The organism is Cytobacillus firmus, assembly GCF_023657595.1.
GTDB lineage: Bacteria > Bacillota > Bacilli > Bacillales > Cytobacillaceae > Cytobacillus > Cytobacillus firmus_B.
Genome location: NZ_CP098323.1, coordinates 242,867 through 269,491, shown reverse-complemented (window position 1 = coordinate 269,491; position 26,625 = coordinate 242,867). Strand labels below are relative to the sequence as shown.

The 26,625-nt window shown below is 45.8% G+C and carries 21 protein-coding genes, 11 tRNA genes and 4 rRNA genes; 2 read left to right on the top strand and 34 right to left on the bottom strand.

Annotated elements, in window-relative coordinates; translation table 11 throughout:
• Positions 1-89: 89 nt before the first annotated feature.
• From NAF01_RS01490 to NAF01_RS01415, 16 genes are all read right to left on the bottom strand, one after another.
• Positions 90-1,639, bottom strand: a 16S ribosomal RNA gene (locus NAF01_RS01490).
• 254 nt (positions 1,640-1,893) lie between these two features.
• Positions 1,894-2,010: ribosomal RNA gene (gene rrf / locus NAF01_RS01485) — 5S ribosomal RNA — on the bottom strand.
• A 78-nt stretch (positions 2,011-2,088) separates the two neighbouring features.
• Positions 2,089-5,024: ribosomal RNA gene (locus NAF01_RS01480) — 23S ribosomal RNA — on the bottom strand.
• Between the two features lie 207 nt (positions 5,025-5,231).
• Positions 5,232-6,781 (bottom strand): 16S ribosomal RNA (locus NAF01_RS01475).
• Together the 16S, 23S and 5S rRNA genes with 11 tRNA genes alongside form the textbook arrangement of a ribosomal RNA operon.
• 96 nt (positions 6,782-6,877) lie before the next feature.
• Positions 6,878-6,951 (bottom strand) — tRNA-Gly (locus NAF01_RS01470).
• A gap of 23 nt (positions 6,952-6,974) precedes the next feature.
• Positions 6,975-7,051, bottom strand: a tRNA-Pro gene (locus NAF01_RS01465).
• A gap of 5 nt (positions 7,052-7,056) precedes the next feature.
• A tRNA-Arg gene (locus NAF01_RS01460) sits at positions 7,057-7,133 on the bottom strand.
• Between the two features lie 59 nt (positions 7,134-7,192).
• Positions 7,193-7,278 (bottom strand) — tRNA-Leu (locus NAF01_RS01455).
• Positions 7,279-7,337: 59 nt separating this feature from the next.
• A tRNA-Leu gene (locus NAF01_RS01450) sits at positions 7,338-7,422 on the bottom strand.
• A gap of 15 nt (positions 7,423-7,437) precedes the next feature.
• Positions 7,438-7,513: transfer RNA gene (locus NAF01_RS01445), tRNA-Lys, on the bottom strand.
• An 8-nt stretch (positions 7,514-7,521) separates the two neighbouring features.
• Positions 7,522-7,596: transfer RNA gene (locus NAF01_RS01440), tRNA-Gln, on the bottom strand.
• Between the two features lie 8 nt (positions 7,597-7,604).
• A tRNA-Asp gene (locus NAF01_RS01435) sits at positions 7,605-7,680 on the bottom strand.
• A 30-nt stretch (positions 7,681-7,710) separates the two neighbouring features.
• Positions 7,711-7,782: transfer RNA gene (locus NAF01_RS01430), tRNA-Glu, on the bottom strand.
• Positions 7,783-7,797: 15 nt separating this feature from the next.
• Positions 7,798-7,888: transfer RNA gene (locus tag NAF01_RS01425), tRNA-Ser, on the bottom strand.
• A 5-nt stretch (positions 7,889-7,893) separates the two neighbouring features.
• Positions 7,894-7,968 (bottom strand) — tRNA-Asn (locus tag NAF01_RS01420).
• Between the two features lie 152 nt (positions 7,969-8,120).
• Complete coding sequence (locus tag NAF01_RS01415) at positions 8,121-8,594, bottom strand: SprT family protein (protein ID WP_197212817.1); 474 nt, start codon at positions 8,592-8,594, stop codon at positions 8,121-8,123.
• Positions 8,595-8,727: 133 nt separating this feature from the next.
• Between NAF01_RS01415 and cmpA the strand changes: the two genes are divergently transcribed.
• On the top strand, positions 8,728-8,841 hold the full coding sequence (cmpA, locus tag NAF01_RS01410) for a cortex morphogenetic protein CmpA (protein ID WP_009336300.1): 114 nt from the start codon (positions 8,728-8,730) through the stop codon (positions 8,839-8,841).
• Between the two features lie 165 nt (positions 8,842-9,006).
• On the opposite strand, the gene NAF01_RS01405 is transcribed toward cmpA, so the two are convergent.
• The 14 genes from NAF01_RS01405 to acpS all read right to left on the bottom strand — a co-directional run bounded on the left by NAF01_RS01405 (position 9,007) and on the right by acpS (position 20,660).
• Positions 9,007-11,190, bottom strand: a complete 2,184-nt coding sequence (locus NAF01_RS01405; RefSeq protein ID WP_204260553.1) for a Tex family protein — start codon at positions 11,188-11,190, stop codon at positions 9,007-9,009.
• Between the two features lie 62 nt (positions 11,191-11,252).
• On the bottom strand, positions 11,253-11,849 hold the full coding sequence (locus NAF01_RS01400; protein WP_250801584.1) for a PP2C family serine/threonine-protein phosphatase: 597 nt from the start codon (positions 11,847-11,849) through the stop codon (positions 11,253-11,255).
• Complete coding sequence (gene sigB, locus NAF01_RS01395; RefSeq protein WP_048008774.1) at positions 11,846-12,640, bottom strand: RNA polymerase sigma factor SigB; 795 nt, start codon at positions 12,638-12,640, stop codon at positions 11,846-11,848. The genes NAF01_RS01400 and sigB overlap by 4 nt, the downstream gene beginning before the upstream one ends.
• The gene (gene rsbW, locus NAF01_RS01390) at positions 12,618-13,091 is read right to left on the bottom strand and encodes an anti-sigma B factor RsbW (protein ID WP_009336304.1); all 474 of its coding nucleotides are present in this window, start codon (positions 13,089-13,091) and stop codon (positions 12,618-12,620) included. Before rsbW ends, sigB begins: the two co-directional genes overlap by 23 nt.
• On the bottom strand, positions 13,088-13,420 hold the full coding sequence (locus tag NAF01_RS01385; protein WP_035331808.1) for an anti-sigma factor antagonist: 333 nt from the start codon (positions 13,418-13,420) through the stop codon (positions 13,088-13,090). Before NAF01_RS01385 ends, rsbW begins: the two co-directional genes overlap by 4 nt.
• 60 nt (positions 13,421-13,480) lie before the next feature.
• Positions 13,481-14,491, bottom strand: a complete 1,011-nt coding sequence (locus NAF01_RS01380; RefSeq protein WP_048008773.1) for a PP2C family protein-serine/threonine phosphatase — start codon at positions 14,489-14,491, stop codon at positions 13,481-13,483.
• A gap of 11 nt (positions 14,492-14,502) precedes the next feature.
• Entirely contained in the window at positions 14,503-14,904 is a 402-nt protein-coding gene (locus tag NAF01_RS01375; RefSeq protein ID WP_048008772.1) for an anti-sigma regulatory factor, read from the bottom strand.
• A 4-nt stretch (positions 14,905-14,908) separates the two neighbouring features.
• The gene (locus tag NAF01_RS01370; RefSeq protein WP_009336309.1) at positions 14,909-15,271 is read right to left on the bottom strand and encodes an STAS domain-containing protein; all 363 of its coding nucleotides are present in this window, start codon (positions 15,269-15,271) and stop codon (positions 14,909-14,911) included.
• Positions 15,268-16,101, bottom strand: coding sequence for an RsbT co-antagonist protein RsbRA (locus NAF01_RS01365; protein WP_163144748.1), 834 nt, complete (start codon positions 16,099-16,101; stop codon positions 15,268-15,270). Before NAF01_RS01365 ends, NAF01_RS01370 begins: the two co-directional genes overlap by 4 nt.
• 374 nt (positions 16,102-16,475) lie before the next feature.
• On the bottom strand, positions 16,476-16,826 hold the full coding sequence (gene ndoA / locus NAF01_RS01360; protein WP_009336311.1) for a type II toxin-antitoxin system endoribonuclease NdoA: 351 nt from the start codon (positions 16,824-16,826) through the stop codon (positions 16,476-16,478).
• A 4-nt stretch (positions 16,827-16,830) separates the two neighbouring features.
• Positions 16,831-17,112 (bottom strand): CopG family ribbon-helix-helix protein, encoded by a 282-nt coding sequence (locus NAF01_RS01355; protein WP_035331931.1) that lies wholly within the window; start codon positions 17,110-17,112, stop codon positions 16,831-16,833.
• Positions 17,113-17,456: 344 nt separating this feature from the next.
• Entirely contained in the window at positions 17,457-18,611 is a 1,155-nt protein-coding gene (gene alr, locus NAF01_RS01350) for an alanine racemase (protein WP_226620280.1), read from the bottom strand.
• Between the two features lie 537 nt (positions 18,612-19,148).
• Complete coding sequence (locus tag NAF01_RS01345; protein WP_197212719.1) at positions 19,149-20,162, bottom strand: LolA family protein; 1,014 nt, start codon at positions 20,160-20,162, stop codon at positions 19,149-19,151.
• Positions 20,163-20,306: 144 nt separating this feature from the next.
• A complete protein-coding gene (acpS, locus tag NAF01_RS01340; RefSeq protein ID WP_048008767.1) occupies positions 20,307-20,660 on the bottom strand; it encodes a holo-ACP synthase in 354 nt (117 codons plus the stop codon).
• Positions 20,661-20,815: 155 nt separating this feature from the next.
• Between acpS and NAF01_RS01335 the strand changes: the two genes are divergently transcribed.
• Positions 20,816-21,541: a rhomboid family intramembrane serine protease gene (locus NAF01_RS01335; protein WP_250801583.1), complete on the top strand. Its 726-nt coding sequence runs from the start codon at positions 20,816-20,818 to the stop codon at positions 21,539-21,541.
• Between the two features lie 35 nt (positions 21,542-21,576).
• On the opposite strand, the gene NAF01_RS01330 is transcribed toward NAF01_RS01335, so the two are convergent.
• The 4 genes from NAF01_RS01330 to NAF01_RS01315 form a co-directional block, all read right to left on the bottom strand.
• A complete protein-coding gene (locus NAF01_RS01330; RefSeq protein WP_350457423.1) occupies positions 21,577-23,031 on the bottom strand; it encodes a PH domain-containing protein in 1,455 nt (484 codons plus the stop codon).
• The gene (locus tag NAF01_RS01325) at positions 23,021-23,500 is read right to left on the bottom strand and encodes a PH domain-containing protein (protein WP_048008765.1); all 480 of its coding nucleotides are present in this window, start codon (positions 23,498-23,500) and stop codon (positions 23,021-23,023) included. Before NAF01_RS01325 ends, NAF01_RS01330 begins: the two co-directional genes overlap by 11 nt.
• 119 nt (positions 23,501-23,619) lie before the next feature.
• Positions 23,620-24,582 (bottom strand): UV DNA damage repair endonuclease UvsE, encoded by a 963-nt coding sequence (uvsE, locus tag NAF01_RS01320; protein WP_250801582.1) that lies wholly within the window; start codon positions 24,580-24,582, stop codon positions 23,620-23,622.
• A 385-nt stretch (positions 24,583-24,967) separates the two neighbouring features.
• Positions 24,968-26,446 carry a degradosome RNA helicase CshA gene (locus NAF01_RS01315; RefSeq protein ID WP_048008763.1) on the bottom strand — a complete coding sequence of 493 codons (1,479 nt, stop codon included), beginning with the start codon at positions 26,444-26,446 and terminating at the stop codon, positions 24,968-24,970.
• Positions 26,447-26,625 lie beyond the last annotated feature (179 nt).

Sequence of the window (26,625 nt, the reverse complement as noted above, 5' to 3'; positions counted from 1 at the left end):
GTTTTCAAAGAACGAATCTTTCATTGAGAGATTGAACTCTCAAAACTGAACGAACAAAGAACGTCACGTTTCTTGTAAATATTCCTTAGAAAGGAGGTGATCCAGCCGCACCTTCCGATACGGCTACCTTGTTACGACTTCACCCCAATCATCTGTCCCACCTTAGGCGGCTGGCTCCAAAAGGTTACCCCACCGACTTCGGGTGTTACAAACTCTCGTGGTGTGACGGGCGGTGTGTACAAGGCCCGGGAACGTATTCACCGCGGCATGCTGATCCGCGATTACTAGCGATTCCGGCTTCATGCAGGCGAGTTGCAGCCTGCAATCCGAACTGAGAATGGTTTTATGGGATTCGCTTAACCTCGCGGTCTCGCAGCCCTTTGTACCATCCATTGTAGCACGTGTGTAGCCCAGGTCATAAGGGGCATGATGATTTGACGTCATCCCCACCTTCCTCCGGTTTGTCACCGGCAGTCACCTTAGAGTGCCCAACTGAATGCTGGCAACTAAGATCAAGGGTTGCGCTCGTTGCGGGACTTAACCCAACATCTCACGACACGAGCTGACGACAACCATGCACCACCTGTCATCCTGTCCCCCGAAGGGGAACGCCCTATCTCTAGGGTTGTCAGGAGATGTCAAGACCTGGTAAGGTTCTTCGCGTTGCTTCGAATTAAACCACATGCTCCACCGCTTGTGCGGGCCCCCGTCAATTCCTTTGAGTTTCAGCCTTGCGGCCGTACTCCCCAGGCGGAGTGCTTAATGCGTTTGCTGCAGCACTAAAGGGCGGAAACCCTCTAACACTTAGCACTCATCGTTTACGGCGTGGACTACCAGGGTATCTAATCCTGTTTGCTCCCCACGCTTTCGCGCCTCAGCGTCAGTTACAGACCAAAGAGTCGCCTTCGCCACTGGTGTTCCTCCACATCTCTACGCATTTCACCGCTACACGTGGAATTCCACTCTTCTCTTCTGCACTCAAGTTCCCCAGTTTCCAATGACCCTCCCCGGTTGAGCCGGGGGCTTTCACATCAGACTTAAGGAACCGCCTGCGCGCGCTTTACGCCCAATAATTCCGGACAACGCTTGCCACCTACGTATTACCGCGGCTGCTGGCACGTAGTTAGCCGTGGCTTTCTGGTCAGGTACCGTCAAGGTACCGGCAGTTACTCCGGTACTTGTTCTTCCCTGACAACAGAGTTTTACGATCCGAAAACCTTCATCACTCACGCGGCGTTGCTCCGTCAGACTTTCGTCCATTGCGGAAGATTCCCTACTGCTGCCTCCCGTAGGAGTCTGGGCCGTGTCTCAGTCCCAGTGTGGCCGATCACCCTCTCAGGTCGGCTACGCATCGTGGCCTTGGTGAGCCGTTACCTCACCAACTAGCTAATGCGCCGCGGGCCCATCTGTAAGTGATAGCCGAAACCATCTTTCAGCTTTTCCTCATGTGAGGAAAAGAGTTATCCGGTATTAGCCCCGGTTTCCCGGAGTTATCCCAGTCTTACAGGCAGGTTGCCCACGTGTTACTCACCCGTCCGCCGCTGACTTCAGGGAGCAAGCTCCCATCTGTCCGCTCGACTTGCATGTATTAGGCACGCCGCCAGCGTTCGTCCTGAGCCAGGATCAAACTCTCCATATAAGAGTTGATTAAGCTCGAGTTGTCTTTTCGAAAAAGACTAATGATTTAAACGTTGACGTTTTGTTCGTTCAGTTTTCAAAGATCAATCAAGCAACTATATTAGAATAACATCTTATAAATAATTCGTCAACACTTTTTTAAGGTTTATTGAGAAATTATTTACTGCATGTCTTTCGAATATAAAATTGTACTGGCGTTAAATTATTCCAGTATATGAGGATTAAAAAAGACAAAGAGAAAAACTCTCTGTCTTCGCCCGGCAGCGTCCTACTCTCACAGGGGGACAGCCCCCAACTACCATCGGCGCTGAGAAGCTTAACTTCCGTGTTCGGTATGGGAACGGGTGTGACCTTCTCGCTATCGCCACCGGACTATTTGGTTGAAGAAACTTCGTTCCCTCAAAACTAGATAATGTATGAAGAAGTGTTTGCCGAGTATTCACCAATGACTTGGTTAAGTCCTCGATCGATTAGTATCAGTCAGCTCCACATGTCGCCACGCTTCCACCTCTGACCTATCAACCTGATCATCTTTCAGGGATCTTACTAGCTTGACGCTATGGGAAATCTCATCTCGAGGGGGGCTTCATGCTTAGATGCTTTCAGCACTTATCCCTTCCGCACATAGCTACCCAGCAATGCCTTTGGCAAGACAACTGGTACACCAGCGGTGCGTCCATCCCGGTCCTCTCGTACTAAGGACAGCTCCTCTCAAATTTCCTGCGCCCACGACGGATAGGGACCGAACTGTCTCACGACGTTCTGAACCCAGCTCGCGTACCGCTTTAATGGGCGAACAGCCCAACCCTTGGGACCGACTACAGCCCCAGGATGCGATGAGCCGACATCGAGGTGCCAAACCTCCCCGTCGATGTGGACTCTTGGGGGAGATAAGCCTGTTATCCCCGGGGTAGCTTTTATCCGTTGAGCGATGGCCCTTCCATGCGGAACCACCGGATCACTAAGCCCGACTTTCGTCCCTGCTCGACTTGTAGGTCTCGCAGTCAAGCTCCCTTGTGCCTTTACACTCTGCGAATGATTTCCAACCATTCTGAGGGAACCTTTGGGCGCCTCCGTTACTTTTTAGGAGGCGACCGCCCCAGTCAAACTGCCCACCTGACACTGTCTCCCGCCCCGATCAGGGGCGCGGGTTAGAATTTCAATACAGCCAGGGTAGTATCCCACCGACGCCTCCACCGAAGCTGGCGCTCCGGCTTCTCAGGCTCCTACCTATCCTGTACAAGCTGTACCAAAATTCAATATCAGGCTACAGTAAAGCTCCACGGGGTCTTTCCGTCCTGTCGCGGGTAACCTGCATCTTCACAGGTACTATAATTTCACCGAGTCTCTCGTTGAGACAGTGCCCAGATCGTTACGCCTTTCGTGCGGGTCGGAACTTACCCGACAAGGAATTTCGCTACCTTAGGACCGTTATAGTTACGGCCGCCGTTTACTGGGGCTTCGATTCAAAGCTTCGCTTGCGCTAACCTCTCCTCTTAACCTTCCAGCACCGGGCAGGCGTCAGCCCCTATACTTCGCCTTGCGGCTTCGCAGAGACCTGTGTTTTTGCTAAACAGTCGCCTGGGCCTATTCACTGCGGCTCATCAGGGCTATTCACCCTAATGAGCACCCCTTCTCCCGAAGTTACGGGGTCATTTTGCCGAGTTCCTTAACGAGAGTTCTCTCGCTCACCTTAGGATTCTCTCCTCGCCTACCTGTGTCGGTTTGCGGTACGGGCACCTTTTCCCTCGCTAGAGGCTTTTCTTGGCAGTGTGGAATCAGGAACTTCGGTACTAAATTTCCCTCGCCGTCACAGCTCAGCCTGTGTGGTAACGGGATTTGCCTCGTTACCGGCCTAACTGCTTGGACGCGCTAATCCATCAGCGCGCTTACCCTATCCTCCTGCGTCCCCCCATTGCTCAAACGGTAAAGAGGTGGTACAGGAATATCAACCTGTTGTCCATCGCCTACGCTTTTCAGCCTCGGCTTAGGTCCCGACTAACCCTGAGCGGACGAGCCTTCCTCAGGAAACCTTAGGCATTCGGTGGATGGGATTCTCACCCATCTTTCGCTACTCATACCGGCATTCTCACTTCTAAGCGCTCCACCAGTCCTTGCGGTCTGGCTTCAACGCCCTTAGAACGCTCTCCTACCACTGACATCGGAAGATGTCAATCCACAGCTTCGGTGATACGTTTAGCCCCGGTACATTTTCGGCGCGGAGTCACTCGACCAGTGAGCTATTACGCACTCTTTAAATGGTGGCTGCTTCTAAGCCAACATCCTGGTTGTCTAAGCAACTCCACATCCTTTTCCACTTAACGTATACTTTGGGACCTTAGCTGGTGGTCTGGGCTGTTTCCCTCTTGACTACGGATCTTATCACTCGCAGTCTGACTCCCATGGATAAGTCTTTGGCATTCGGAGTTTGTCTGAATTCGGTAACCCGATGGGGGCCCCTAGTCCAAACAGTGCTCTACCTCCAAGACTCTTACTACATGAGGCTAGCCCTAAAGCTATTTCGGAGAGAACCAGCTATCTCCAAGTTCGATTGGAATTTCTCCGCTACCCACACCTCATCCCCGCACTTTTCAACGTGCGTGGGTTCGGGCCTCCATCCAGTGTTACCTGGACTTCACCCTGGACATGGGTAGATCACCTGGTTTCGGGTCTACGACCACATACTCATTCGCCCTATTCAGACTCGCTTTCGCTGCGGCTCCGTCTTATCAACTTAACCTCGCATGTAATCGTAACTCGCCGGTTCATTCTACAAAAGGCACGCTATCACCCATTAACGGGCTCTAACTACTTGTAGGCACACGGTTTCAGGATCTATTTCACTCCCCTTCCGGGGTGCTTTTCACCTTTCCCTCACGGTACTGGTTCACTATCGGTCACTAGGGAGTATTTAGCCTTGGGAGATGGTCCTCCCTGCTTCCGACGGGATTTCTCGTGTCCCGCCGTACTCAGGATCCACTCTGGAGGGAACGAAGTTTCAACTACAGGGCTTTTACCTTCTCTGGCCGGCCTTTCCAGACCTGTTCATTTACCTCGTTCCTTTGTAACTCCGTATAGAGTGTCCTACAACCCCAGGAGGCAAGCCTCCTGGTTTGGGCTAATCCCGTTTCGCTCGCCGCTACTCAGGGAATCGCGTTTGCTTTCTCTTCCTCCGGGTACTTAGATGTTTCAGTTCCCCGGGTCTGCCTTCCATACCCTATGTATTCAGATAAGGATCCTATCCCATTACGGATAGGGGGTTTCCCCATTCGGAAATCTCCGGATCAAAGCTTACTTACAGCTCCCCGAAGCATATCGGTGTTAGTACCGTCCTTCATCGGCTCCTAGTGCCAAGGCATTCACCGTGCGCCCTTTCTAACTTAACCGTATTTGACAGGTTCATCGAAGATGAACAGTATCAAAGGTTTTTAACTCTATTTAACATAGAGAGAATTCACTAAAATGGCGATTACTCGGTTATTGCTTCTTCATAATCATTATCTAGTTTTCAAAGAACGAATCTTTCATTGAGAGATTGAACTCTCAAAACTGAACGAACAAAGAACGTCACGTTTCTTGTAAATATTCCTTAGAAAGGAGGTGATCCAGCCGCACCTTCCGATACGGCTACCTTGTTACGACTTCACCCCAATCATCTGTCCCACCTTAGGCGGCTGGCTCCAAAAGGTTACCCCACCGACTTCGGGTGTTACAAACTCTCGTGGTGTGACGGGCGGTGTGTACAAGGCCCGGGAACGTATTCACCGCGGCATGCTGATCCGCGATTACTAGCGATTCCGGCTTCATGCAGGCGAGTTGCAGCCTGCAATCCGAACTGAGAATGGTTTTATGGGATTCGCTTAACCTCGCGGTCTCGCAGCCCTTTGTACCATCCATTGTAGCACGTGTGTAGCCCAGGTCATAAGGGGCATGATGATTTGACGTCATCCCCACCTTCCTCCGGTTTGTCACCGGCAGTCACCTTAGAGTGCCCAACTGAATGCTGGCAACTAAGATCAAGGGTTGCGCTCGTTGCGGGACTTAACCCAACATCTCACGACACGAGCTGACGACAACCATGCACCACCTGTCATCCTGTCCCCCGAAGGGGAACGCCCTATCTCTAGGGTTGTCAGGAGATGTCAAGACCTGGTAAGGTTCTTCGCGTTGCTTCGAATTAAACCACATGCTCCACCGCTTGTGCGGGCCCCCGTCAATTCCTTTGAGTTTCAGCCTTGCGGCCGTACTCCCCAGGCGGAGTGCTTAATGCGTTTGCTGCAGCACTAAAGGGCGGAAACCCTCTAACACTTAGCACTCATCGTTTACGGCGTGGACTACCAGGGTATCTAATCCTGTTTGCTCCCCACGCTTTCGCGCCTCAGCGTCAGTTACAGACCAAAGAGTCGCCTTCGCCACTGGTGTTCCTCCACATCTCTACGCATTTCACCGCTACACGTGGAATTCCACTCTTCTCTTCTGCACTCAAGTTCCCCAGTTTCCAATGACCCTCCCCGGTTGAGCCGGGGGCTTTCACATCAGACTTAAGGAACCGCCTGCGCGCGCTTTACGCCCAATAATTCCGGACAACGCTTGCCACCTACGTATTACCGCGGCTGCTGGCACGTAGTTAGCCGTGGCTTTCTGGTCAGGTACCGTCAAGGTACCGGCAGTTACTCCGGTACTTGTTCTTCCCTGACAACAGAGTTTTACGATCCGAAAACCTTCATCACTCACGCGGCGTTGCTCCGTCAGACTTTCGTCCATTGCGGAAGATTCCCTACTGCTGCCTCCCGTAGGAGTCTGGGCCGTGTCTCAGTCCCAGTGTGGCCGATCACCCTCTCAGGTCGGCTACGCATCGTGGCCTTGGTGAGCCGTTACCTCACCAACTAGCTAATGCGCCGCGGGCCCATCTGTAAGTGATAGCCGAAACCATCTTTCAGCTTTTCCTCATGTGAGGAAAAGAGTTATCCGGTATTAGCCCCGGTTTCCCGGAGTTATCCCAGTCTTACAGGCAGGTTGCCCACGTGTTACTCACCCGTCCGCCGCTGACTTCAGGGAGCAAGCTCCCATCTGTCCGCTCGACTTGCATGTATTAGGCACGCCGCCAGCGTTCGTCCTGAGCCAGGATCAAACTCTCCATATAAGAGTTGATTAAGCTCGAGTTGTCTTTTCGAAAAAGACTAATGATTTAAACGTTGACGTTTTGTTCGTTCAGTTTTCAAAGATCAATCAGTAAGTTTGGAGCGGGTGAAGGGAATCGAACCCTCATCATCAGCTTGGAAGGCTGAGGTTTTACCACTAAACTACACCCGCATATAGAATTGTTATTTCCCGAATGGTCGGGAAGACAGGATTCGAACCTGCGACCCCTTGGTCCCAAACCAAGTGCTCTACCAAGCTGAGCTACTCCCCGTATAATGGCGCGCCCGAGAGGAGTCGAACCCCTAACCTTTTGATCCGTAGTCAAACGCTCTATCCAATTGAGCTACGGGCGCATCTTTTAAAGCAACTCTTATATTATAACGATCTTAAATTCAAATGTCAATAACTTTTTTGGTGCGGCCGAGAGGACTTGAACCTCCACGGGGTTGCCCCCACTAGGCCCTCAACCTAGCGCGTCTGCCATTCCGCCACGACCGCTTAATAAAGCGACAAGTAACATCATACCAAAACGAGATACTTAATTCAATGGTAATTAATGGTGCGGGTGAAGGGAGTCGAACCCCCACGCCTTGCGGCGCCAGATCCTAAGTCTGGTGCGTCTGCCAATTCCGCCACACCCGCATATAAAATTTAATATGGTGAGCCATGAAGGACTCGAACCTTCGACCCTCTGATTAAAAGTCAGATGCTCTACCGACTGAGCTAATGGCTCATTAAAAATGGCTGGGCTAGCAGGATTCGAACCTGCGAGTGACGGAGTCAAAGTCCGGTGCCTTACCGCTTGGCTATAGCCCAATAACAAATGGCGGTCCCGACGGGAATCGAACCCGCGATCTCCTGCGTGACAGGCAGGCATGTTAACCGCTACACCACGGGACCATCCATAAAAACCGTCGGAAATAAAAAAAGTGACCCGTACGGGATTCGAACCCGTGTTACCGCCGTGAAAGGGCGGTGTCTTAACCGCTTGACCAACGGGCCATTGTTAGAATTTTCTGGCGGAGAAGGAGGGATTTGAACCCTCGCGCCGCTTACGCGACCTACACCCTTAGCAGGGGCGCCTCTTCAGCCACTTGAGTACTTCCCCAAATATGGCTCCGCAGGCAGGATTCGAACCTGCGACCGTTCGGTTAACAGCCGAATGCTCTACCACTGAGCTACTGCGGAATAATAATAAACTGATCAATAAAACAGCTAACATCTTATCGACTCTTCATATTATAAGGACGCGGACTATAAAAGTCAAGCATCTTTTTAGAAGAATTTATTAGCCGCTTGTCCTGTATTGACCTGCGACAATTATTAAATATAAAGCGTACTTAATCTAATGTCAATTCTTTTTTGAACACTAATTTTCCTTTGCATTTACCGCAGACATATTTCTTCGTATCAACTTTTCTTTTTCTCTGATAAATTTGGCCGCATTCTTTGCACACATAAACAAGAATCTTAACGGATTTTTTTGTTTTAGGGCGATCAGGCAAAGCTGAACAAAATCGGGGTGCTCCCACTTTCTTCATTAAAAGTCTGAAATCCTGATCACGATGTTTATATCCTTTTCCCTCTAAGTGCAAATGATAATGACAGAGCTCGTGCTTAATAATTCCCACTAATTCTTCAGGTCCAAGCTGCTCATAATACTTTTTGTTAATTTCAACATGATGTGAATTCAGCATATATCTTCCGCCAGTCGATTTTAGGCGTGAATTAAAATATGCCTGGTGGCAAAAGGGCTTGCCGAAGCTTTCTAATGATATCTTTTCAACAAGTTTCTGAAGCTCCTGGTCATTCATCTCAATGTTTTCCTCTCTTATCGTAAACATGACAACCTATTATAGCATACATTATATATACCTTTTACAGCTCTGAACTCCTTGCAGAAAGAGGGAGCCATTATCAGATTCCAATTAACGGGAGGTAAATCGTATGCCTGTATGGTTTCAAAATCAAATCCAGCGTGCTTTTTATGAAAAAGACCGCTATCAGATCAAACTGCTGAATCAGTGCTGGTTTTTCTATAGAAAGAAGCATTGCTCATAAAGGCACTAATGCCCGCCGAACAATCCAGTCCCAATGCTGAAAATCCTTAGTCAAGCGAACTCATCATTAGTTATAAAAAGCATAAGCCAAATCACGCCAGAAATAGTGATTTCCGGTGTGATTTAGCTTATGACGACTCGAAAACTGTGAAATTATTAGCTTCTATTAATTAGAATGGCCCAGCATTGTTAAAGCGACTCTTCCCTTGTGTTTATCAACAGAGTCCACCCAGACTGTTACCACATCACCAACGGAAACGACGTCCAGCGGGTGTTTGACAAATTGGCGGCTGAGCTTGGATATATGAACAAGGCCATCCTGTTTGACTCCAATATCGACAAAGGCTCCGAAATCTACAACATTCCGCACTGTCCCTTGCAATTCCATTCCTTCCTGCAGGTCTTCAAGCTTTAGAACTTCTTTTTTCAAAAGAGGCTTCGGCAGCTCATCACGCGGATCTCTTTCAGGTCTCATTAAAGCGTCAATGATATCCTTCAATGTCAGCTCACCGATTTCAAGCTCCCGGGCTGTCCGGCTGATATCTATGCCTTTGAGCGCCTCTCTTAGCGATGGTGAGCCAAGGTCATTTGATTTAAAGTCGAGATTAGCCAGCAATTTATTTACTTCTGCATATGTTTCCGGATGAATTCCCGTCCGGTCCAGAGGCTCTTTTCCATCAATAATCCGCAGGAAGCCTATTGCCTGTTCATAGGTTTTGGCACCAAGTCGGGGGATTTTTTTCAATTGCTTGCGGTCCGTGAACTTCCCTTCGTCTTCCCGTTTTTTAATTATATTTACGGCAACTGTTTTTGACAGGCCGGCTACATGCTGCAGCAATGAAGATGAAGCGGTGTTCACATTTACGCCTACCTGGTTTACTGCTGTCTCTACAACAAAGGAAAGGGATTCGGACAGCTTTTTCTGGGATACGTCATGCTGATATTGACCAACCCCAACTGACTTTGGATCAATCTTAACCAATTCTGCAAGAGGATCCTGGAGGCGTCGGGCGATTGATACAGCACTTCTTTCTTCTACCTGAAAATCAGGAAACTCTTCTCTGGCAAGATCCGAGGCAGAGTAGACGCTCGCCCCCGCTTCATTGACAATCAGGTAGAATATTTCCTCTTTCATGTCCTTTAATATATCTGCGATGAACTGTTCGGTTTCCCTTGAAGCAGTCCCATTTCCGATGGCAACCATTTTTACTTTATAGGTTTTTAGAATTTGAATTACTTTCTCCCGTGCCTGATTCGTTTTGGAAACAGGCGGGTGCGGATATATGACTCCGATATCAAGTACTTTTCCAGTTTCATCTACAACAGCCAGCTTGCAGCCTGTTCTGTAGGCAGGGTCTACCCCAAGTACGATCTTTCCTTTCAACGGGGGCTGAAGCAGCAGTTTTCTTAGATTTTCAGAAAAAATCATAATAGCCTGTTCTTCTGCTTTTTCAGTCAGTTCATTGCGTATTTCGCGTTCAATCGATGGCATGATCAGACGCTTGTAGCCATCATCAATGGCTTCCCTTACAATCGTGCCTGCAGGAGAACGTTCATCCTTTACCCACTTTTTATATAAGTACTTTAAAATAAATTCGGTATTTGGCTTAATGTTAATCTTTAATACTTCCTCTTTTTCACCGCGGTTCAATGCAAGTGTGCGGTGTGGAACAATCTTGCTCACCGGTTCCTCATACTCGTAATACATTTCATAAACGCCTTTTTCGTCATTCTCTTTATTTCTCACAGTGGACTCAATAGTCCCCTTTTTGGCTGTTTCCATACGGATCCATTTTCTGCTCTCCGCTTCATCTGATACCCACTCTGCGATAATATCTTTTGCACCAGCGATTGCTTCTTCCGTTGTGGTTACTTCCTTTTCATCAGATAAGAATTCTTTGGCTTTTGCAGCAGGGGTTTCATTTAGCGAAAAAGTGAGAAGCCACTCAGCAAAGGGCTCAAGCCCTTTTTCTTTTGCCGCAGTTGCTTTTGTCCGGCGCTTTTGCTTATATGGCCGGTATAAGTCTTCTACTTCCTGCAGCTTCACCGCTTTGTTAATTTTGGTTTTTAGCTCTTCGGTCAATTTGCCTTGTTCTTCAATTAAGCGGATTACCTCTTCTTTACGGTGATTAAGGTTTTGTATGTATTGCCAGCGCTCCATAATATCGCGGATTTGAACTTCATCCAGCGCGCCTGTCTGTTCTTTTCTGTATCGGGCAATAAACGGGACTGTGTTTCCTTCTTCCAGTAAGCTGATTGTGTTTTTTACTTGTTTGATGGCTATCGATAGTTCCCCAGCGATTAAATTTAGTGTTTGATCTTGTCTATCCAATGTTTTTTCCAAGTTCATTCCTCCATCATAGAGTCTCAATATTCATTTTATCAAAAGAACAAACAAAAAGCTTACCCTGTCTAGAGTAAGCTTCCAAGTATGAAAGTAGCATCATCTGAAGTAGATGGATATTGCTTCTTTATATCTTCCGAGATAAGTTCAATAGGGAGAAATGCTTTCAGCAAAGATTTAACCCCATGGATATTAAAGCCATCTGAGTATATCAAAAATTTAGACTCCGCTTCATACGTAAACCGCTGGGTATGAAACACCTGCGGCCTTCCTGACAGATATCCTGTTACAGGCAGGGGATAAGTGAGTTTTCCTGCAGATGAATAAAGGAAAAACCGGATATTCCCTACACAGCTGTATACAAATTCCCTGGAAGCAAAGTGTACTTTAAACAGCGCGACTGCTGCTCCTCTTTTTTGCAAAAGAATTTCGTTGCAGAGCTTCATAAGCGTATCTACATCTTTCTCATGATGGTGCTCTACAACGGAAACAACAGCAGAAGAAGCCTCATACGCATATTCCCCGCTTCCAAGGCCATCTGCCAGCACACATACAAAGTATTCATCCGTTGCGGTAAAATAATAGCCATCACCGCAGAATGATTTGCCTTCTTTAGCTGTCTGGTGTGCAATCACTTCGATGTTATCTCTAACCAATTTGGTCATGAAAGGCACTCCGAGTTATTTGTTTCAGAGTGGATTGCTTCCTGAAGCTTTTTGATCGCACGGCGCTGAAGTCTTGATACATGCATCTGGGAAATCCCCAGTTTATCTCCAGCTTCCTTTTGGCTCAAATTCTCAAGATATGTGTATTGAATAATTAATTTCTCTCTCTCTGACAGAACATGCAGGACTTTTTCAAGCACCAGCATTTGGTTTACTTTTTCAAAGCCCTCGTCCACATTTCCAACGATATCCAAAAGGGTGACCGTTCCGCCATCAGAATCAGCTTCGATTGAATGGTCAACAGAAAGAGCCTGATAACTTTTCCCCATTTCCATCGCTTCCAGCACTTCTTCTTCAGAAACCCCAAGCATATCGGCTATTTCGTCTACTCTTGGCGACCTATGAAGCTCTGTTGTAAGCTCTTCAACGGTAGCTTTAATTTTCGGACCCAATTCCTTTATGCGGCGCGGAACATGAACACTCCAGGTTTTATCCCTTAAGAAGCGCTTAATTTCCCCGATAATAGTAGGAACAGCAAAGGCCTCAAATGTTTTGCCGAAAGACTCATCATAGCGGCGGATTGCACCCAATAAGCCGATAATGCCTACCTGGACAATATCCTCATGATAGGATCTCCCTTTTGAGTACTTGCGGGCAATGGCTTCTACTAAATTCTGATATTGAAGGACCAGGGTATTTTGAGCATCTTCATCCTGGTGAAGCTGGTAGGCTTTGATTAAAGCATTTGTTTCTTCTTTGGATTTTTGGTTAGGTTGAGATTGTTTTTGCATCCCTCTCCACCTGCTCTCCTTCTAGGTATTTGGTCATAAAGACCGTAACACCCTCTTTATGATGAATTCTTACTTCATCCATCAATGTTTCAATCAGGTATAGACCCAAGCCTCCTTCACGCAAAAATTCCACAGAATCAGTCTGGTCATATGGCCCAATGCCTTGTCTCGCAGATTGGAAATCAAAGCTTTTTCCGCTGTCTGCGACCATTACCTCAAGGCGGTCCGTGTATAAACCGAACCCGATGACTACTTCCCCTTGCTCATTCTGTTTGTATGCGTGTTGAACTGCATTAGTGCAAGCTTCACTTGTAGCAATCTTAAGATCTTCAATTTCTTCATATGCAAATCCCATTCTGCTGGCAATCCCTGATAATGTCAGGCGGATTACCCCGACAAACTCCGGCTTGGCCGGAATTTTCACCTCTATATAATCAAATGGCTCGTTCATTGTACTCCACCTTCAATCCCGCTGTTAATATCGATAATATCCGCCAGGCCTGTAATTTCGAAAAGTCTCTTTAAACGGTCCGACAAGCCAACAATCTGGAATTTTCCGTTATTGGCACGGACATTTTTAAACACACCAACAAATACGCCTAAGCCGGTACTATCCATATAAGAGACTTCTGATAGGTTGACCACCATTTCTACGCCTTCCTTTTCTGTTAAAGGAAAAAGCTCTTCGCGAAGTTTAGGTGCTGTATACGCATCAATTTCTCCACTTATCATTGCTTCAATCAGCATATCATTTTCTTTTACATCTATAGTAATATTCATAACTGACCCACCTCTTTACATGTCAACTGCTTTTTACTAGTTACCCGCTTTTAAAACCCATTAAACATTTCTTTTTAAAATAATTAAGGTAAAATCATCCCGCAATTGAAAATGCTGAAGTTTTTCAAGTTCTTTATATACGCTATTAACTATTTCCTGTGCATTTAAATGAATGTATTTCTTGATTAATTCCAGCAATGATTCCTTTTCTATAAACCCTTCTTCTGTACGGCATTCAGTAACCCCGTCTGACATTAATATAATCATATCTCCGGGATTTACTCCTTTTTCGTACTGGCGGTATTTAGTTTTTTTATCAATACCAAGAAGCAGGCCCTTCGCAGTCAGCTCAGTAAATTGCCCATTTCCGGCATTATAGAACAGGCCCGGTTCATGTCCTGCAGAACCATAAGAGAACATGTGGCTGTTTGTATCATATATTCCATAAAACATGGTAATGAACATGGTTAAATCTACGTTCTGTTCCACTACCCGATTAAGATTTTCAAGGACCGTTTTAGGGTCATTGCGGTTTTCAGGCACACTGTCCATGGCATATTTAATCATGGACATACAAAGGGCTGCAGGAAGACCTTTACCGATTACATCAGCAATGGCGATGCTGATTGTGCTGTTCTCATCCTGAACAAAATGGAAATAATCACCGTTCATATGTTTGGCAGGAACACTTATTGCGCCGATATCCAGTCCTTCAACAGAAGGAACCTGCGTTCCCAGCAAGGTTTGCTGAACGTTCGCAGCTATTTCCATCTCTGTCCTGAGTTCCTGCTGAATATGTTTTAAGCTCTGATGTTCTCTATAGGCAAAACCATAGCCTATCATGACTTCCAGAAGGATATCAAAAGAATGGTGAACATATTCAGGCAAGTCCGGATAAAGTTCACCCATCAGACTTTTATGAACACTGATAATCTCTTCAGGTGAGATTTTGTGCTCGATCGACTTCCTGCTGAACTTCTGGCCCTGATACAAAGCCTGTTCAGATTGTTCCTTAATATAATTCTCAAGAATATCCCGATACTTTGATTCCATCATTTCTCGGAAATCCATAACGCTTCCCCCTAACGAAGCCACTTAGTTGCTTTTATATCTGTACCGGTCCCGGGATTGGAGTCAATTAAGAACTCATCCATTAACCGCTTCACACCTGGCAGGCCGGCTCCTAATCCTCCTGATGTCGAGTATCCATCTTCCATTACTTGGCGTAAATCACTGATTCCAGGGCCGCTGTCTACCGCAACTATACGCAATCCCGCTTTTCCGCCGTCATATATTTTCTCAATACAGATTTGCCCTTGTCCGGCGTATAAATAAATATTCCGGGCAAGCTCACTAATGGCTGTAGTGATTCTAGCCTGGTCAACTGTACCAAAACCAAGCTCTTTAGCAACATTCCGCCCAAGCTGGCGGGCTGCAACGATGTCCCATTCGTTTATGATTTTAACGCAGGATTGGTTTTCCATACAGTTACTCCCCCAATTCCTGTTGTAATTTCTCCAAACCTTTTTCTAAATCTAATGCAGTAAGGACATCATCTAACCCAATACCTAACTCAATAAGCGTAATTGCTACGGCAGGCTGTATCCCGGTTATGACTACTTTTGCACCCATCAGTTTGGACATATTTATTACGTCGCCTAGAACTTTAGCGATGAATGAATCAATAAAGTCAATGGATGTTAAATCGATCACCACTCCATTTGCGCTCGTCTCATGGATTTTATGGAGCAGATCCTCCTGAAACTGCAGAGCAGTCTGATCATCTAATTCCCACTGGATGGAGACTAATAGGCAATCGTTCAGCTTTAAAATCGGGATTCTCACTCTCATTCCTCTCCCTCCACCTTCACAATTTTGCGGCTGGTTAACTCAAGAGCCGCTTCTACACCCTTTTTTAAGGTGTTTTTTGTGGTGAACTGATTTAAATCAATTCCCAGGTTTACAATCGTCTGAGCAATCTCAGGGCGTATGCCAACAAGCATGCATTTTGCACCGACAAGTCTTACAGCATCTGCTGCCTGTATAATATGATGGGCTACCATTGTATCAACAACCGGCACTCCTGTTATATCTATAAGGACCACTTCTGAACGGTGTTTAACCACTCCATTTAAGAGGTTCTCCATGATCTGCTTTGCACGCTCGGTATCAATTGTACCTACAAGCGGCATGACCGTAATTCCTTCGAAAACAGGGATCAGCGGCGCAGATAGTTCCTGAAGGGCAATTTTTTGCAGGGACACAGTTCTTTCCCAGGTGGCCGAATACATATTTACCACTTCATTAACCATGGGAGTCATCCAGCCATCGAACTCGTAAATGACTTTCATTTGGTTTTCCTGGTTGACAATTCCGGCTTCCTGCATGCCCTCGAACACAATTTTCCCGAATGTTTGAAGCCCTTTTGTCACGAAACTGAGCGGCCAGCCCAATCGAACAATTTTCTCAGAGAAATCACTCAATTTTGAAGTGAATTCTTCATTTGAACTTTTTATATTTGAAATAATCAGGTCAATGAATTCCCGGCTTGTCCCGATAAATACCTGATCGGAAACTACCTTTGTAACCCTTTCATCCGCGTTTTCTTTTGTAGCCTCCAGCCAATGATTGAAAATAGAATCTTTATTATTTTGTATATAATTCAATATTGTCGAATTCATTTGTTCCTCCCTATTTTATCATATAGCTATTATTAGCCTTCCAATTCCCCTTTATTGTAAAGAAGCAAAAAAATCTTCCTGTTTCGTATATACCAATTAAATGATAACAATGAATTCGAGTCAAATGATACCTATAGGGTCTGAAATTAATAATTCCCATCTTTAGGTTAATTCGACAATTTCTTAAGAAAACCCTTTTTCCAGTGCGCTGATTTCCCATCGAACAGGAGGTTACTTCCAGCTGGAAACGGGTATATCTACAAAACCGGACAATTTTATATATTAAATGACTCTCTTTTTTACCCTATCGAAAAGAAACTAAACCTTTTTTGGCTGCAAAAAAAAATAAAAAACGCCCTTCAAAAGAGCGTTTGCTAAAATTCGATGAGGCCTAAGCTGATTTGCACGGCTTCATCCACTTTTTCCATCATTTCGTCATCGAGATGGGTTATTTTATCGGTTAAGCGTTGTTTATCAATTGTACGAATCTGTTCTAATAAGATGACCGAATCCCTTTCAAAACCATAACGCTTCGCATCAATTTCAACGTGAGTAGGCAGCTTTGCTTTTTGAATCTGAGCTGTGATTGCTGCAACAATTACTGTGGGACTAAACCGATTCCCGATGTCGTTTTGGATGACAAGCACTGGACGGACGCCGCCTTGTTCTGAACCAACAACTGGGGATAGGTCTGCAAAATAAACGTCACCACGTTTGACAATCAAAGGATTATCCTCCGCTAACTAGACGTTCAACTGTGTGTTCTGCCTCGTATTCCGCTTGAAATGCTTCAGATGCAATCGTCAAATTTATTTTCGCCATCTCCATGTAACCACGTCTCATGGACTCGCGAATTTGTCTCTTTTTGCGTTCACGCAAATACATTTTGGTTGCTTGATAAATGAATTCGCTCCGGTTAACGTTTTCCTGTTTAGCAAATCCGTCTAACTCGGTTAAAAGATGCTGCGGTAATTTCACCATTATCTCTGTTGTTGTGCTGGACTCAGACACAAACATACACCTCCACCATCACTACACACCATTTTTATATCTACCATTTTCAATATTACCATTAATAAAGCCCAATGCAAAGGGGATTCTTTAATTCTTTTGTATTATCGGCCAAAAAAATAGTATTTTATGCATGATATCAGAAAAGCGGAATTGCCTTGCCCACCCCCGACAAGCACAAGACGAGCCTCCCGGAAAGGCGTTCTTTGCCTTTTTGGGAGGATTGGCTTGTGACCTCGAGGGGGTAGGCGCTGGAGCTAGACAGTTAACTAACTTCAAAATTTATCATTGTTATCTTTTTAGAAAAGCGGAAGCGCTTCTTAACAACAATTAATTTCTTTCGATTATAACAGATAATTAATTCCCCCGATTATTTTACCATCTCTTTTATATATGCGCGGAACCCGGGAAGATACCATGCAGGTAACTTCATAGTTGATGGTTTCAAGCTTTTCCGCGATTTCGTCCACCGAAATTTTTTCTTTCCCCTGCTCGCCGATCAGGGTTACCTTTGTTCCTACGGGCATTTGATGAGGTATCTTAATCATGCATTGATCCATGCATACCCTTCCAACAATTGGAACTCTCGATCCTTCCGCAAGTACCTCCTGTCCCTGAAGCTTTCGGATCCAGCCATCCGCATAGCCAATCGGCAATGTCGCAATCCATTCATCTTCTTGTGCTTCATAAGTCGCCCCATAACTGACTTTCTCGCCTTTATAAAGTTTTTTCACATGAACAATAGTGGTGTGAAGAGAAAAAGCCTCTTTCAGCTCGAATGGAAGTACATGCTTAATTTCCATGGATGGAGCCAGTCCGTACATGCTGACCCCCATTCTGACAGCATTCAAATGCGCTTTTGGAAACCTGAGGCCTGCCGCACTGTTGCTGGTATGGACATACTTCGGCAATACCTCCAGCCAGCCGATCATTTCTTCAAACCTGTTCAGTTGCGTTTCGAAGTAGGCATTGTCTAATGAATCCGCTGTGGCAAAATGCGTAAATACCCCTTCAAGCAGAAAACGCTTGTCCTTTTTGATAACGCTCTCAATTCCCGCAAGCTCATCCCGGCTCCGAATCCCCAGGCGTCCCATCCCGGTATCAAGCTTTAAATGAATATTTAGTGTTCCATCTTCTACATATTCAGCTGCTTTTACCAGCCATTCCTGCTGAAAAACAGTGAGGGAGATATTATTTGATGCTGCCTCGCCTGCGTGCTCCGGACGGCTCGCTCCCATTACTAAAATTGGCGCTTCAATTTTTTTCATTCTCAATGCGATTGCCTCATCCAGGGTCGCAACCGCCAGGGAGGATGCGCCGGCTTCAAGTGCTGCCTTTGCTACAGCTGCATCTCCATGCCCATACCCATTTGCCTTTACAACCGCAATGATTTTTGCCCCTTCTTTTACATGTTTTTTCATAGACTCTACATTATATGAAATATGGTCCAGATTTATTTCTGCCCAAGTGTCCCGATACATTTTTGTCTGTTCATTCATCGATGTATTCACGTCCTTTAGCCATTGCTTTATACAAGTCGATTATCAAACTCGGCAGATGGTTTGTCAAATGGATATTTTTTAGTTTGGGTTTACTTACTTCGCTGTCGGGTCCGAGAGCCTGGGCTTTCTTCGGACTCAGATTGCGGAAAACCATGGTACTGGGTCCGAATCTGGATCTACTTCGGACTTGAATTTCGGAAATTCCGGGAGTTGAGTCCGAACATAGACCTTCTTCGGACTCAGATTGCGGAAATCCCAGGCGTTGAGTCCGAACATAAACCTTCTTCGGACTCAAATTGCAAAAATCCAAGAGGTTGAGTCCGAACCTTGGCCTACTTCGGACTCAGAATTCGTAAACCTGTGGAGCTGAGTCCGAACCCTGATGTACTTCGGACTCAACTTGCGAAAATCCCTCTCCTAGTGTCCGAACCCGAATCCTGCTTCAAACTCACGATGCTTTAAACCCGAGATTGTGAGCCCGAACTTCCAAACACAAAAAACAGGCCCCATATGAGACCTGCTTTAGTCAATAATTTATTTCACCATTTCTCCTTGAACAGAACGGGCAATATCGGACATTTCTTCAGGTGATAAATCGTTGGAGGCGATCATATAATCCACGCCTTGGTAGGTCCAGGAGATAGTGTTGTCAGAAAGTGCACCAATGGTGAAGCCAAGGTCCACCGGCTCGCCTTTAACAGATGTAACAACGGATGATGTCGGCATGACAGCAGCCTTTTCCTGTACAAGCGTGAATGACTTTTCTCCATCATATGTTAATACAACGCGCTTGCCGTCTTCTGTTTTCATGTCCTGTTCATCAACCAGCTTTACATCCGCCATATCCATCTGCGGATATTTAACTGTGAATTCCTGATCCTCCACCTCGGCCATGACCGGCACTTCGAGCTGGGCGCCTGTCATGTTCTTCTGCATGTCAAAGTCTTTCTTATCGAAACTTGCATTGAACTTTACATTTGAAAATTCTACTGTTACAAGTGCATTTTTATCAGGGTCCATAACTTTCACACTGACTGGGGATAAATCGGATTTCTTCAGCTTGATTTCCTGTACAGGAAGCATCTGATTATTTTGATAGCGTGTTTTTGTTTCAAACACATAATGCTCTTTTGTAGCGGAGAACTTAGCTTCTTTATCCTCCATAATGTCCTTGACTAATGATTCATATAAATAAGCCTGGCTGCTGTTCTGCGGCCAATCACTCTGGAAACGGAAGCTTTTGTTCAGTGCAGGAGTGAGGACAAATACACCGTCATTGTTTCGCAGAATCATCTGGCTTTGTTCCTTTTGGGCGTTTTTCAGGTTTACCCGGTAAAAATCCGGATCTTTATGCCACACTTCTATTTCATATGTCTGCGGGTCTGTTCCCATCTGCAGAGTCATTTTTGCCTCTGCCTTGTATCCCTTAACGTCTTCGAGCTTTTTATCAAGATCCTTCACAACATCCTCCTGTGTTTTAGAACCACAGGCAGACAATGCAAGAACAACCAAAAGCCCGGCAAGCAGCATGAACCACTTTTTCTTCATTCCTTCAGCCCCTTTGTCTCATTTCAGTGAGATTGGCCGAACTTCCGGCCTGTCTCTCCTATCGCATTATGAATATATGAGACAACCTTAAGGAATATGCTAGGAGGAATGACAAGCTTTTGAAATTCTTCCCGCAGTAAAAAGTCATTCTTTTTCTATAACTACCTGAGCCACAGCATACTCCCTGCTATGGGAAATCGACAAGTGAACCCCATCTTTAAATGGTTTCGAAATAAACGGCTTACCCTTTTCATCCTTTTCAATTTCAATATCCTGAAAGGAAAGTTCTTCCCCAATTCCGGTTCCCAATGCTTTTGAAAAAGCTTCTTTGGCCGCAAATCTTCCTGCAAGAAACTCTGCGCGCCTTTTTTCCGGCAATTGCTGATAGCCATTCAGCTCTTTTGGGGTCAGAATCCGATCAGGAAACCGCTCCTGCCTGGCAATAATTTTTCCTATCCGCTCCAGGTCTGCAATATCAATCCCAATACCGGAAATCATCTCTCATCTTCCTTCTATTTATATTATTCGCTGCATAAAGAATACAGTAGAAGCAGGATTATGTACACATGATCCGCCAAATAAGTGTTATGGCATGCTGAAAACCCGCTTTTCAGGCTATGATGTAGATAACTATTAAAGCACGGAGGAGAGCCATGTTTACGAGAACGGAAAGCTTTAAGGAATTTATCCGCTATTACCCTGTTGTTACTGCTATCATTTGTATCCATATTATCATCTATCTATTAACCGTCATTCCCCTTTTCCCAAATTCACTTATTTTTGAAAAGCTGGCTGGTGTCAATTTATATATTGTGGAGGGTGAATACTGGCGGCTGCTGAGCCCTATCATCCTGCACAGCGGCTTCTCCCATGTTTTATTTAACAGCTTTTCACTCGTTCTATTCGGTCCTGTCCTGGAAAGGCTCCTCGGTAAAACCAGATTCATTCTGCTTTATATCACCGCGGGGGCAGCCGCCAATATTGCTACCCTCATCCTTGAGCCATTAACGTATATTCACGCCGGAGCCAGCGGTGCGATCTTTGGTCTGTTCGGCTACTTTGCAGCAATTCTGGTCTTTCGAAAAGAACTTTTATCCAGGGAAAACTCACAAATCATCCTGACCATCACGATCATCGGGGTCATTATGACCTTCCTGCAGCCAAACATCAATGTGACGGCACATATATTCGGCCTGTTTGCAGGCTTCCTGATTGGCGCAGCCACTCTGGCCAAAGGCCGCACATCATCTTCATCCGGCAACATAAGGTCAGGCGGACTTTCCGGCATCAGGCCTTCTTTAAAAGGAGTACCTGCATCAAGGCTTGCTGTTTGGGGAGTTATCGTTATTTTAGCCATAGTGGGGTTTTTAGCCAGATAATGGCCCATAGCTGAACAGTTAAACAAAAAAAGCGCTCACGGGCGCTTTTCATTTTGCTTCAGTCCGGTATAAGAATACCATTTATAAATTGCATATACTTCTTTCCTGTCGAGATCACGAACGGTTCCGCCTGTCCCGCCTGCCCCGGACATAGCCGCAGCTTCTATGGTAGCCAAACTGCGTTTTTTCTGAAAATAGCTTTCTTTCATAGATAGGGACTGGATTCGATTTCTTCTCATAAAAACAGTTGTCCTCACTATACCGCGATATCTGAGGGCAAGCTGCTGTGAGCTGATATCCCAGCCTGCATCCCTGTATTTGAGATGCGACCATCCCAGCGCAAGAATCAGCAGCACCAAAGAAAAGTATCCCCACGGCCTGAAAAAGAGGAGCGGCACAGCCACAAAAGGCAGGATCCACAGAAACCCTCTCCACAAATAGCGATTGAGCGCTCTTTTCGGAGCTTTAAAGAAACCCGGCTGCAGTTCATACTGTGGCAGGTGCGGCTTTAACAAACCGGCAATCCTTGTTTTTTTCACGATCGGCAGGATCATTAAGCGGGCGCTTTCATTGTCTTCAATGGAACCTCCCGCACTTTCGATATAGACAGTCGCCAGTCCAAATGGCTGCCTAAGTAGGTTTTCCCTTATCTGAATAGCTTGTATGCGGTTTAGCGGAATCGTCATCTGCCGCTTTTCGAGCAAGCCTCTGGTAACAATCAATTCCTTCTCACTTTTTATTAATGTAAAACCGGCATATTTCAGCATGCTCCCAATAAGAGCAATCAGCCATGCCATTAGAAAAACGATGAATATCAGAATACTTACAAAGATCATTCCATTGGCAATAAATCCTTCGAGCCCGGTAAACACCTTTTCATAGGGAATGATTTCTTCAAATTGAAATACAAAAGCAAAGACAGCTGAAATAACGACGCCTGCCCCGCCTGAAGTTGATGCCAGCAGGAACAATTCGCCAGGCGTAATTTTATAAATCACTTCCCGGTTCTGCTCAGCTGTTTCCGGTTCTGAAGGATTATTTTTGGCAGCTGAAAATGCCTGCTGAATGAAATCTGCATCTTCTTTGGAAATAGCCGTCAATACCGCTTCTGCCTCACCCGCACCGCTTGAGCCCGCTGTCTCCACCTTCATTTTCACAAGTCCAAAGGGTCTTTGAAGCAAGCCTTCCGATAAGTCGAGACTTTGGATTCTTTCAAGCGGAATATATCTTTTCTTCCTTACAAGAACACCATACTCGATTCGAAGCTCGCCTTCCTCCAGTCTATAGGTATATCTCCACCAGGTAAGAATCCCGATTATAAAAACCGCGATTATGACCCCTATAGACAGGACAAGCTGAACAATTTCCCCATTTCCTCCTCTGCTTCCAAAGACGACAAAAATAAGAAAAGGCACCAGCATTTCCTTAAGGTGTTTCAGGAAATTGACTGCCGCGGATATTGGGTGCAGCCGTTTCGGATTAGACATCATTTTCTGCAGCCCTTGCCAGCTGAGAAATGAAAAAGCGCAGTTCCTCAGCTTCATCCACATCCAATGCCGGTATTTCATGAACGGTAGCAGCTGTCGAGATAGTGACAGTAGCCAGGCGATATTTACGCAATATCGGCCCTTGCCTCGTATCCACATGCTGCACCCGAATCATGGGAACAAGCGTCCTTTTTATCACAAACAGTCCATTTTTAAGCTCTATTTCATTTTCCCGGACCTCATACCTCCATCTTTTCCACCTTAAAGCTGGGAAAGTCATAATGACCAGGTAGGCATAGGCGGAAAAAAACATTAAAGAAGCTCCAATAACCCAAATAGGCCAATTAAACAGGATGGCAGCAGCAATAGCGCCACCTGACAACACAAAAGGAAAAACAGAATGGAGCGTGCCGGAGATTCTCCAGGCAAGCAGTCCCCTTGCCGGAATCCTTTTATGCGGCTCTGTAATCATGCAGTACCCCCCGCAATTCCATAAAATTGATAGCTTTAAATCCGCTCTTTCACTTCTATAAGTATACATGACAGAAAAAAGAAGTGTCTCCCTTTTATGAAAAAAATGGGGGGTACCAGTTATATTTCAAAGCTGGATGAATCAATAAAAGTCAGATTAGGGTTCATTTTCAAATCTTCAGCAAGCTTAAACAGGGCGCTGTCCTTCATTTTCGCTTCAATCATGCAATGAATCTCAGGCACTGAACCTTTAATGTTCTGCAGAAACTCCATAAACATATCCGCATCAATATAATCCGCATGCGCTCTGAAGTCTTTGTCTGATTTGGGACTGGAAATATGCATTTTCACAGGCAGTTCAGAATGGTCCCATGTTGCTGCTGCCCTTTCCCATTGCCCTATCCAGTCATCATTCTTGAAATTGGCAAGGTGGTGGTGGTAATCAAAAACCAGCGGAATCCCAAGCTTTTCACAAAGGTAGAGCGTATCCTCAAGTGTAAAAGTGGTATCGTCATTCTCGAGAATAATCATCTGCTGGATTCCGGAAGGCGTAAAGCCCCAATTATGGATAAATTGTTCAAGAGCTTTTTCTTTATCATCATATCCCCCGCCCACATGCAGAACACAGCGGTGAGCAGGATCCAGACGCATGCCTTTCAGCAGGGCCTCATGCATAGCCAGCGTTTTGATGGACATATTCAATGTGTCAACTTTCGGTGTATTAAGAAGCACAAAATGGTCAGGGTGAAAATCCACACGCATGGGATGTTCCTCCAGAAAGTCGCCGATGCCCGACAGAATTTCTTTGAGTGGACGCATATACTTCCAATCAGAAAGTTCCTCATGATTAGCAAGGGGAATCAGCCGTGAGCTGAAGCGGAAAAAATGGATATCATGGGCTGCATTGTGCTTTAGCAGCCTCAGGCAATTCTCCAAATTGGAAACAGCAATTCGCTCCAGTCTTCCAATAGCCGCCTCACGGTCTTTAAGACTTGAGAATTGTTTGAACGTCATCGTTTGTGATGGCGATGCGTTTTTCAGATTCATACTCATCGCAACATACCCAAGGCGTACAATCGTCATGTCGATTCCTCCCGTACAGCTTTTCCCTTAGTATGTACGGCAGCTGCTGAGAAATTGCATGTGTGGACGCACCCTGCATACAGACAAAATAAAGTGAAACTTCAATCAGTGGGGCTTTTCCTTATCCCCCACTGATTGTTAGTCGCGTTCTAGTGTCGCTAAGATCTCCGCTAACGCTTCGATCAATCGACACTACGAACCCGATTGGTTCAACTAAGCCTCTGCCTGCGCGTCGGCAAGTTTCACTGTATCTCACCAATCGGGCCTTTACGGGCAGTTTGACCTCCGCTTATCCTCCTTTGATTCCTCTGAGTCTTGAAGCGGGGGTCTTACCGCCAGTTAGACTGCGATAAAAAGAGAGCAGAATATCTGCTCTCCGAATTTCTTATCTATAGCTGTTGCTGTTTGAACGGTTGTTATTTTGGCTTGGGCGTTTTCCAGTGTGGCCTTGGCGGGATTTGTATGATCCTTTTTGGCCGCCCTGTCTGCCTCTTCCATTGTATCCTCCGCGGCTGCGGTCATTTGGCTTTCTGTCGCGCTTAGATGGCAGCGGCTTTTCCTCTGTTAATTTAACAGGCGTAGTATCCGGTTCCTTTGTCAGCATCTTCAGCACTGCCTGAACAACTGTTGAAGCGTCCTTTTGTGCCAGAAGCTCATCTGCCGCTTCTTTATAGCTTCCAAGATTGTTTTCCTCGATGGTTTGCATGATCTTTTCCATTACAGCTTTTTGCTGGCCTTCAAGCGCCTCATCCAGTGTTGGAGCATCCATGCGTTCCATTTTTTTCTTAGTTGTACGTTCCACCACATGCAAGTACGATTTCTCGCGCGGATTGATGAATGTCATCGCAACACCCGTTTTTCCAGCACGTCCGGTCCGGCCGATGCGGTGAACATAGCTTTCAGGATCCTGAGGGATGTCAAAATTGTAGACATGTGTTACGCCGGAAATATCTAATCCGCGCGCTGCCACATCTGTTGCCACAAGGACGTCGATGCTCCCCTCTTTGAACTTCCTTAGAACAGAAATCCGTTTAGCCTGGCTTAGGTCACCATGGATTCCTTCAGCCATGTATCCGCGAAGATTCAAGGCTTCAGCCAATTCATCAACACGGCGCTTTGTGCGTCCGAAAACGATCGCCAATTCCGGTGATTGAATATCCAGAAGTCTTGTCAGCACATCAAATTTATTTTTTTCATGCACTTCAACATAGAATTGTTCAATAGATGAAACAGTCATTTCCTTAGCTTTTACGCGGACAATCTGAGGGTCCTTCATAAAGCGTTCTGCCATTCTGCGGATTGGCGCAGGCATTGTAGCAGAGAAAAGCAGTGTTTGGCGCTCTTCAGGAATTTGTGCAAGAATCGCTTCGATATCGTCAATGAATCCCATATTAAGCATTTCATCCGCTTCGTCAAGGATGGCCGTATGGACATGGTCCAGACGCAAAGTTTTGCGGTTGATATGGTCCAGAATACGTCCTGGCGTTCCAACGATGATATGCGGTTTGTTCTTTAAAGCGCGGATTTGGCGGTTAATATCCTGGCCGCCGTAAATGGAAAGGACTTTCGTTCTTTTTCCGTACCCGATTTTATACAGTTCTTCCGATACTTGAATCGCCAGCTCACGTGTTGGGGCAATAACAATTCCCTGAATAAACTCTTTCGTGTTATCGATTTTATCGATCATCGGGATTCCGAATGCTGCCGTTTTTCCTGTTCCTGTCTGCGCCTGCCCGATCAGGTCTTTATTCTCCAAACTTAACGGAATGGTCTGTGTCTGAATAGGAGTTGCTTCTTCAAATCCCATTCGTTTCAGTGATTTCATTGTCTCCGGGCTGATGCCCAAGTCTTGAAACTTTGTCAATGTATTCATTCTCCTTCTAATCATAGAAAAATTTTGTAGGCAGGAGTTCTCCTGAAAAATTGGCCTATGAGTCACTCTTCCGGACGATTATAAGAAATGTTATGGCACCCTGTAAGGAGCCTTTTTACCGGCGTACCCGGTATCTAGATGCTGTAACTTCTCATTTTTATAAAAAGTGC

Coding starts and splice junctions, on each gene's coding strand:
- uvsE (WP_250801582.1), bottom strand. CDS start 24,582: ATGACGATTGTACGCCTTGGGTATGTTGCGATGAGTATGAATCTGAAA.
- NAF01_RS01415 (WP_197212817.1), bottom strand. CDS start 8,594: ATGAATGACCAGGAGCTTCAGAAACTTGTTGAAAAGATATCATTAGAA.
- NAF01_RS01325 (WP_048008765.1), bottom strand. CDS start 23,500: ATGATTACAGAGCCGCATAAAAGGATTCCGGCAAGGGGACTGCTTGCC.
- cmpA (WP_009336300.1), top strand. CDS start 8,728: ATGCCTGTATGGTTTCAAAATCAAATCCAGCGTGCTTTTTATGAAAAA.
- NAF01_RS01375 (WP_048008772.1), bottom strand. CDS start 14,904: ATGGAAAACCAATCCTGCGTTAAAATCATAAACGAATGGGACATCGTT.
- sigB (WP_048008774.1), bottom strand. CDS start 12,640: ATGCAAAAACAATCTCAACCTAACCAAAAATCCAAAGAAGAAACAAAT.
- NAF01_RS01380 (WP_048008773.1), bottom strand. CDS start 14,491: ATGGATTTCCGAGAAATGATGGAATCAAAGTATCGGGATATTCTTGAG.
- alr (WP_226620280.1), bottom strand. CDS start 18,611: ATGAATGAACAGACAAAAATGTATCGGGACACTTGGGCAGAAATAAAT.
- NAF01_RS01400 (WP_250801584.1), bottom strand. CDS start 11,849: ATGACCAAATTGGTTAGAGATAACATCGAAGTGATTGCACACCAGACA.
- NAF01_RS01330 (WP_350457423.1), bottom strand. CDS start 23,031: ATGATGTCTAATCCGAAACGGCTGCACCCAATATCCGCGGCAGTCAAT.
- NAF01_RS01345 (WP_197212719.1), bottom strand. CDS start 20,162: ATGAAGAAAAAGTGGTTCATGCTGCTTGCCGGGCTTTTGGTTGTTCTT.
- NAF01_RS01370 (WP_009336309.1), bottom strand. CDS start 15,271: ATGAGAGTGAGAATCCCGATTTTAAAGCTGAACGATTGCCTATTAGTC.
- NAF01_RS01385 (WP_035331808.1), bottom strand. CDS start 13,420: ATGAATATTACTATAGATGTAAAAGAAAATGATATGCTGATTGAAGCA.
- rsbW (WP_009336304.1), bottom strand. CDS start 13,091: ATGAACGAGCCATTTGATTATATAGAGGTGAAAATTCCGGCCAAGCCG.
- acpS (WP_048008767.1), bottom strand. CDS start 20,660: ATGATTTCCGGTATTGGGATTGATATTGCAGACCTGGAGCGGATAGGA.
- NAF01_RS01365 (WP_163144748.1), bottom strand. CDS start 16,101: ATGAATTCGACAATATTGAATTATATACAAAATAATAAAGATTCTATT.
- NAF01_RS01405 (WP_204260553.1), bottom strand. CDS start 11,190: ATGAACTTGGAAAAAACATTGGATAGACAAGATCAAACACTAAATTTA.
- NAF01_RS01335 (WP_250801583.1), top strand. CDS start 20,816: ATGTTTACGAGAACGGAAAGCTTTAAGGAATTTATCCGCTATTACCCT.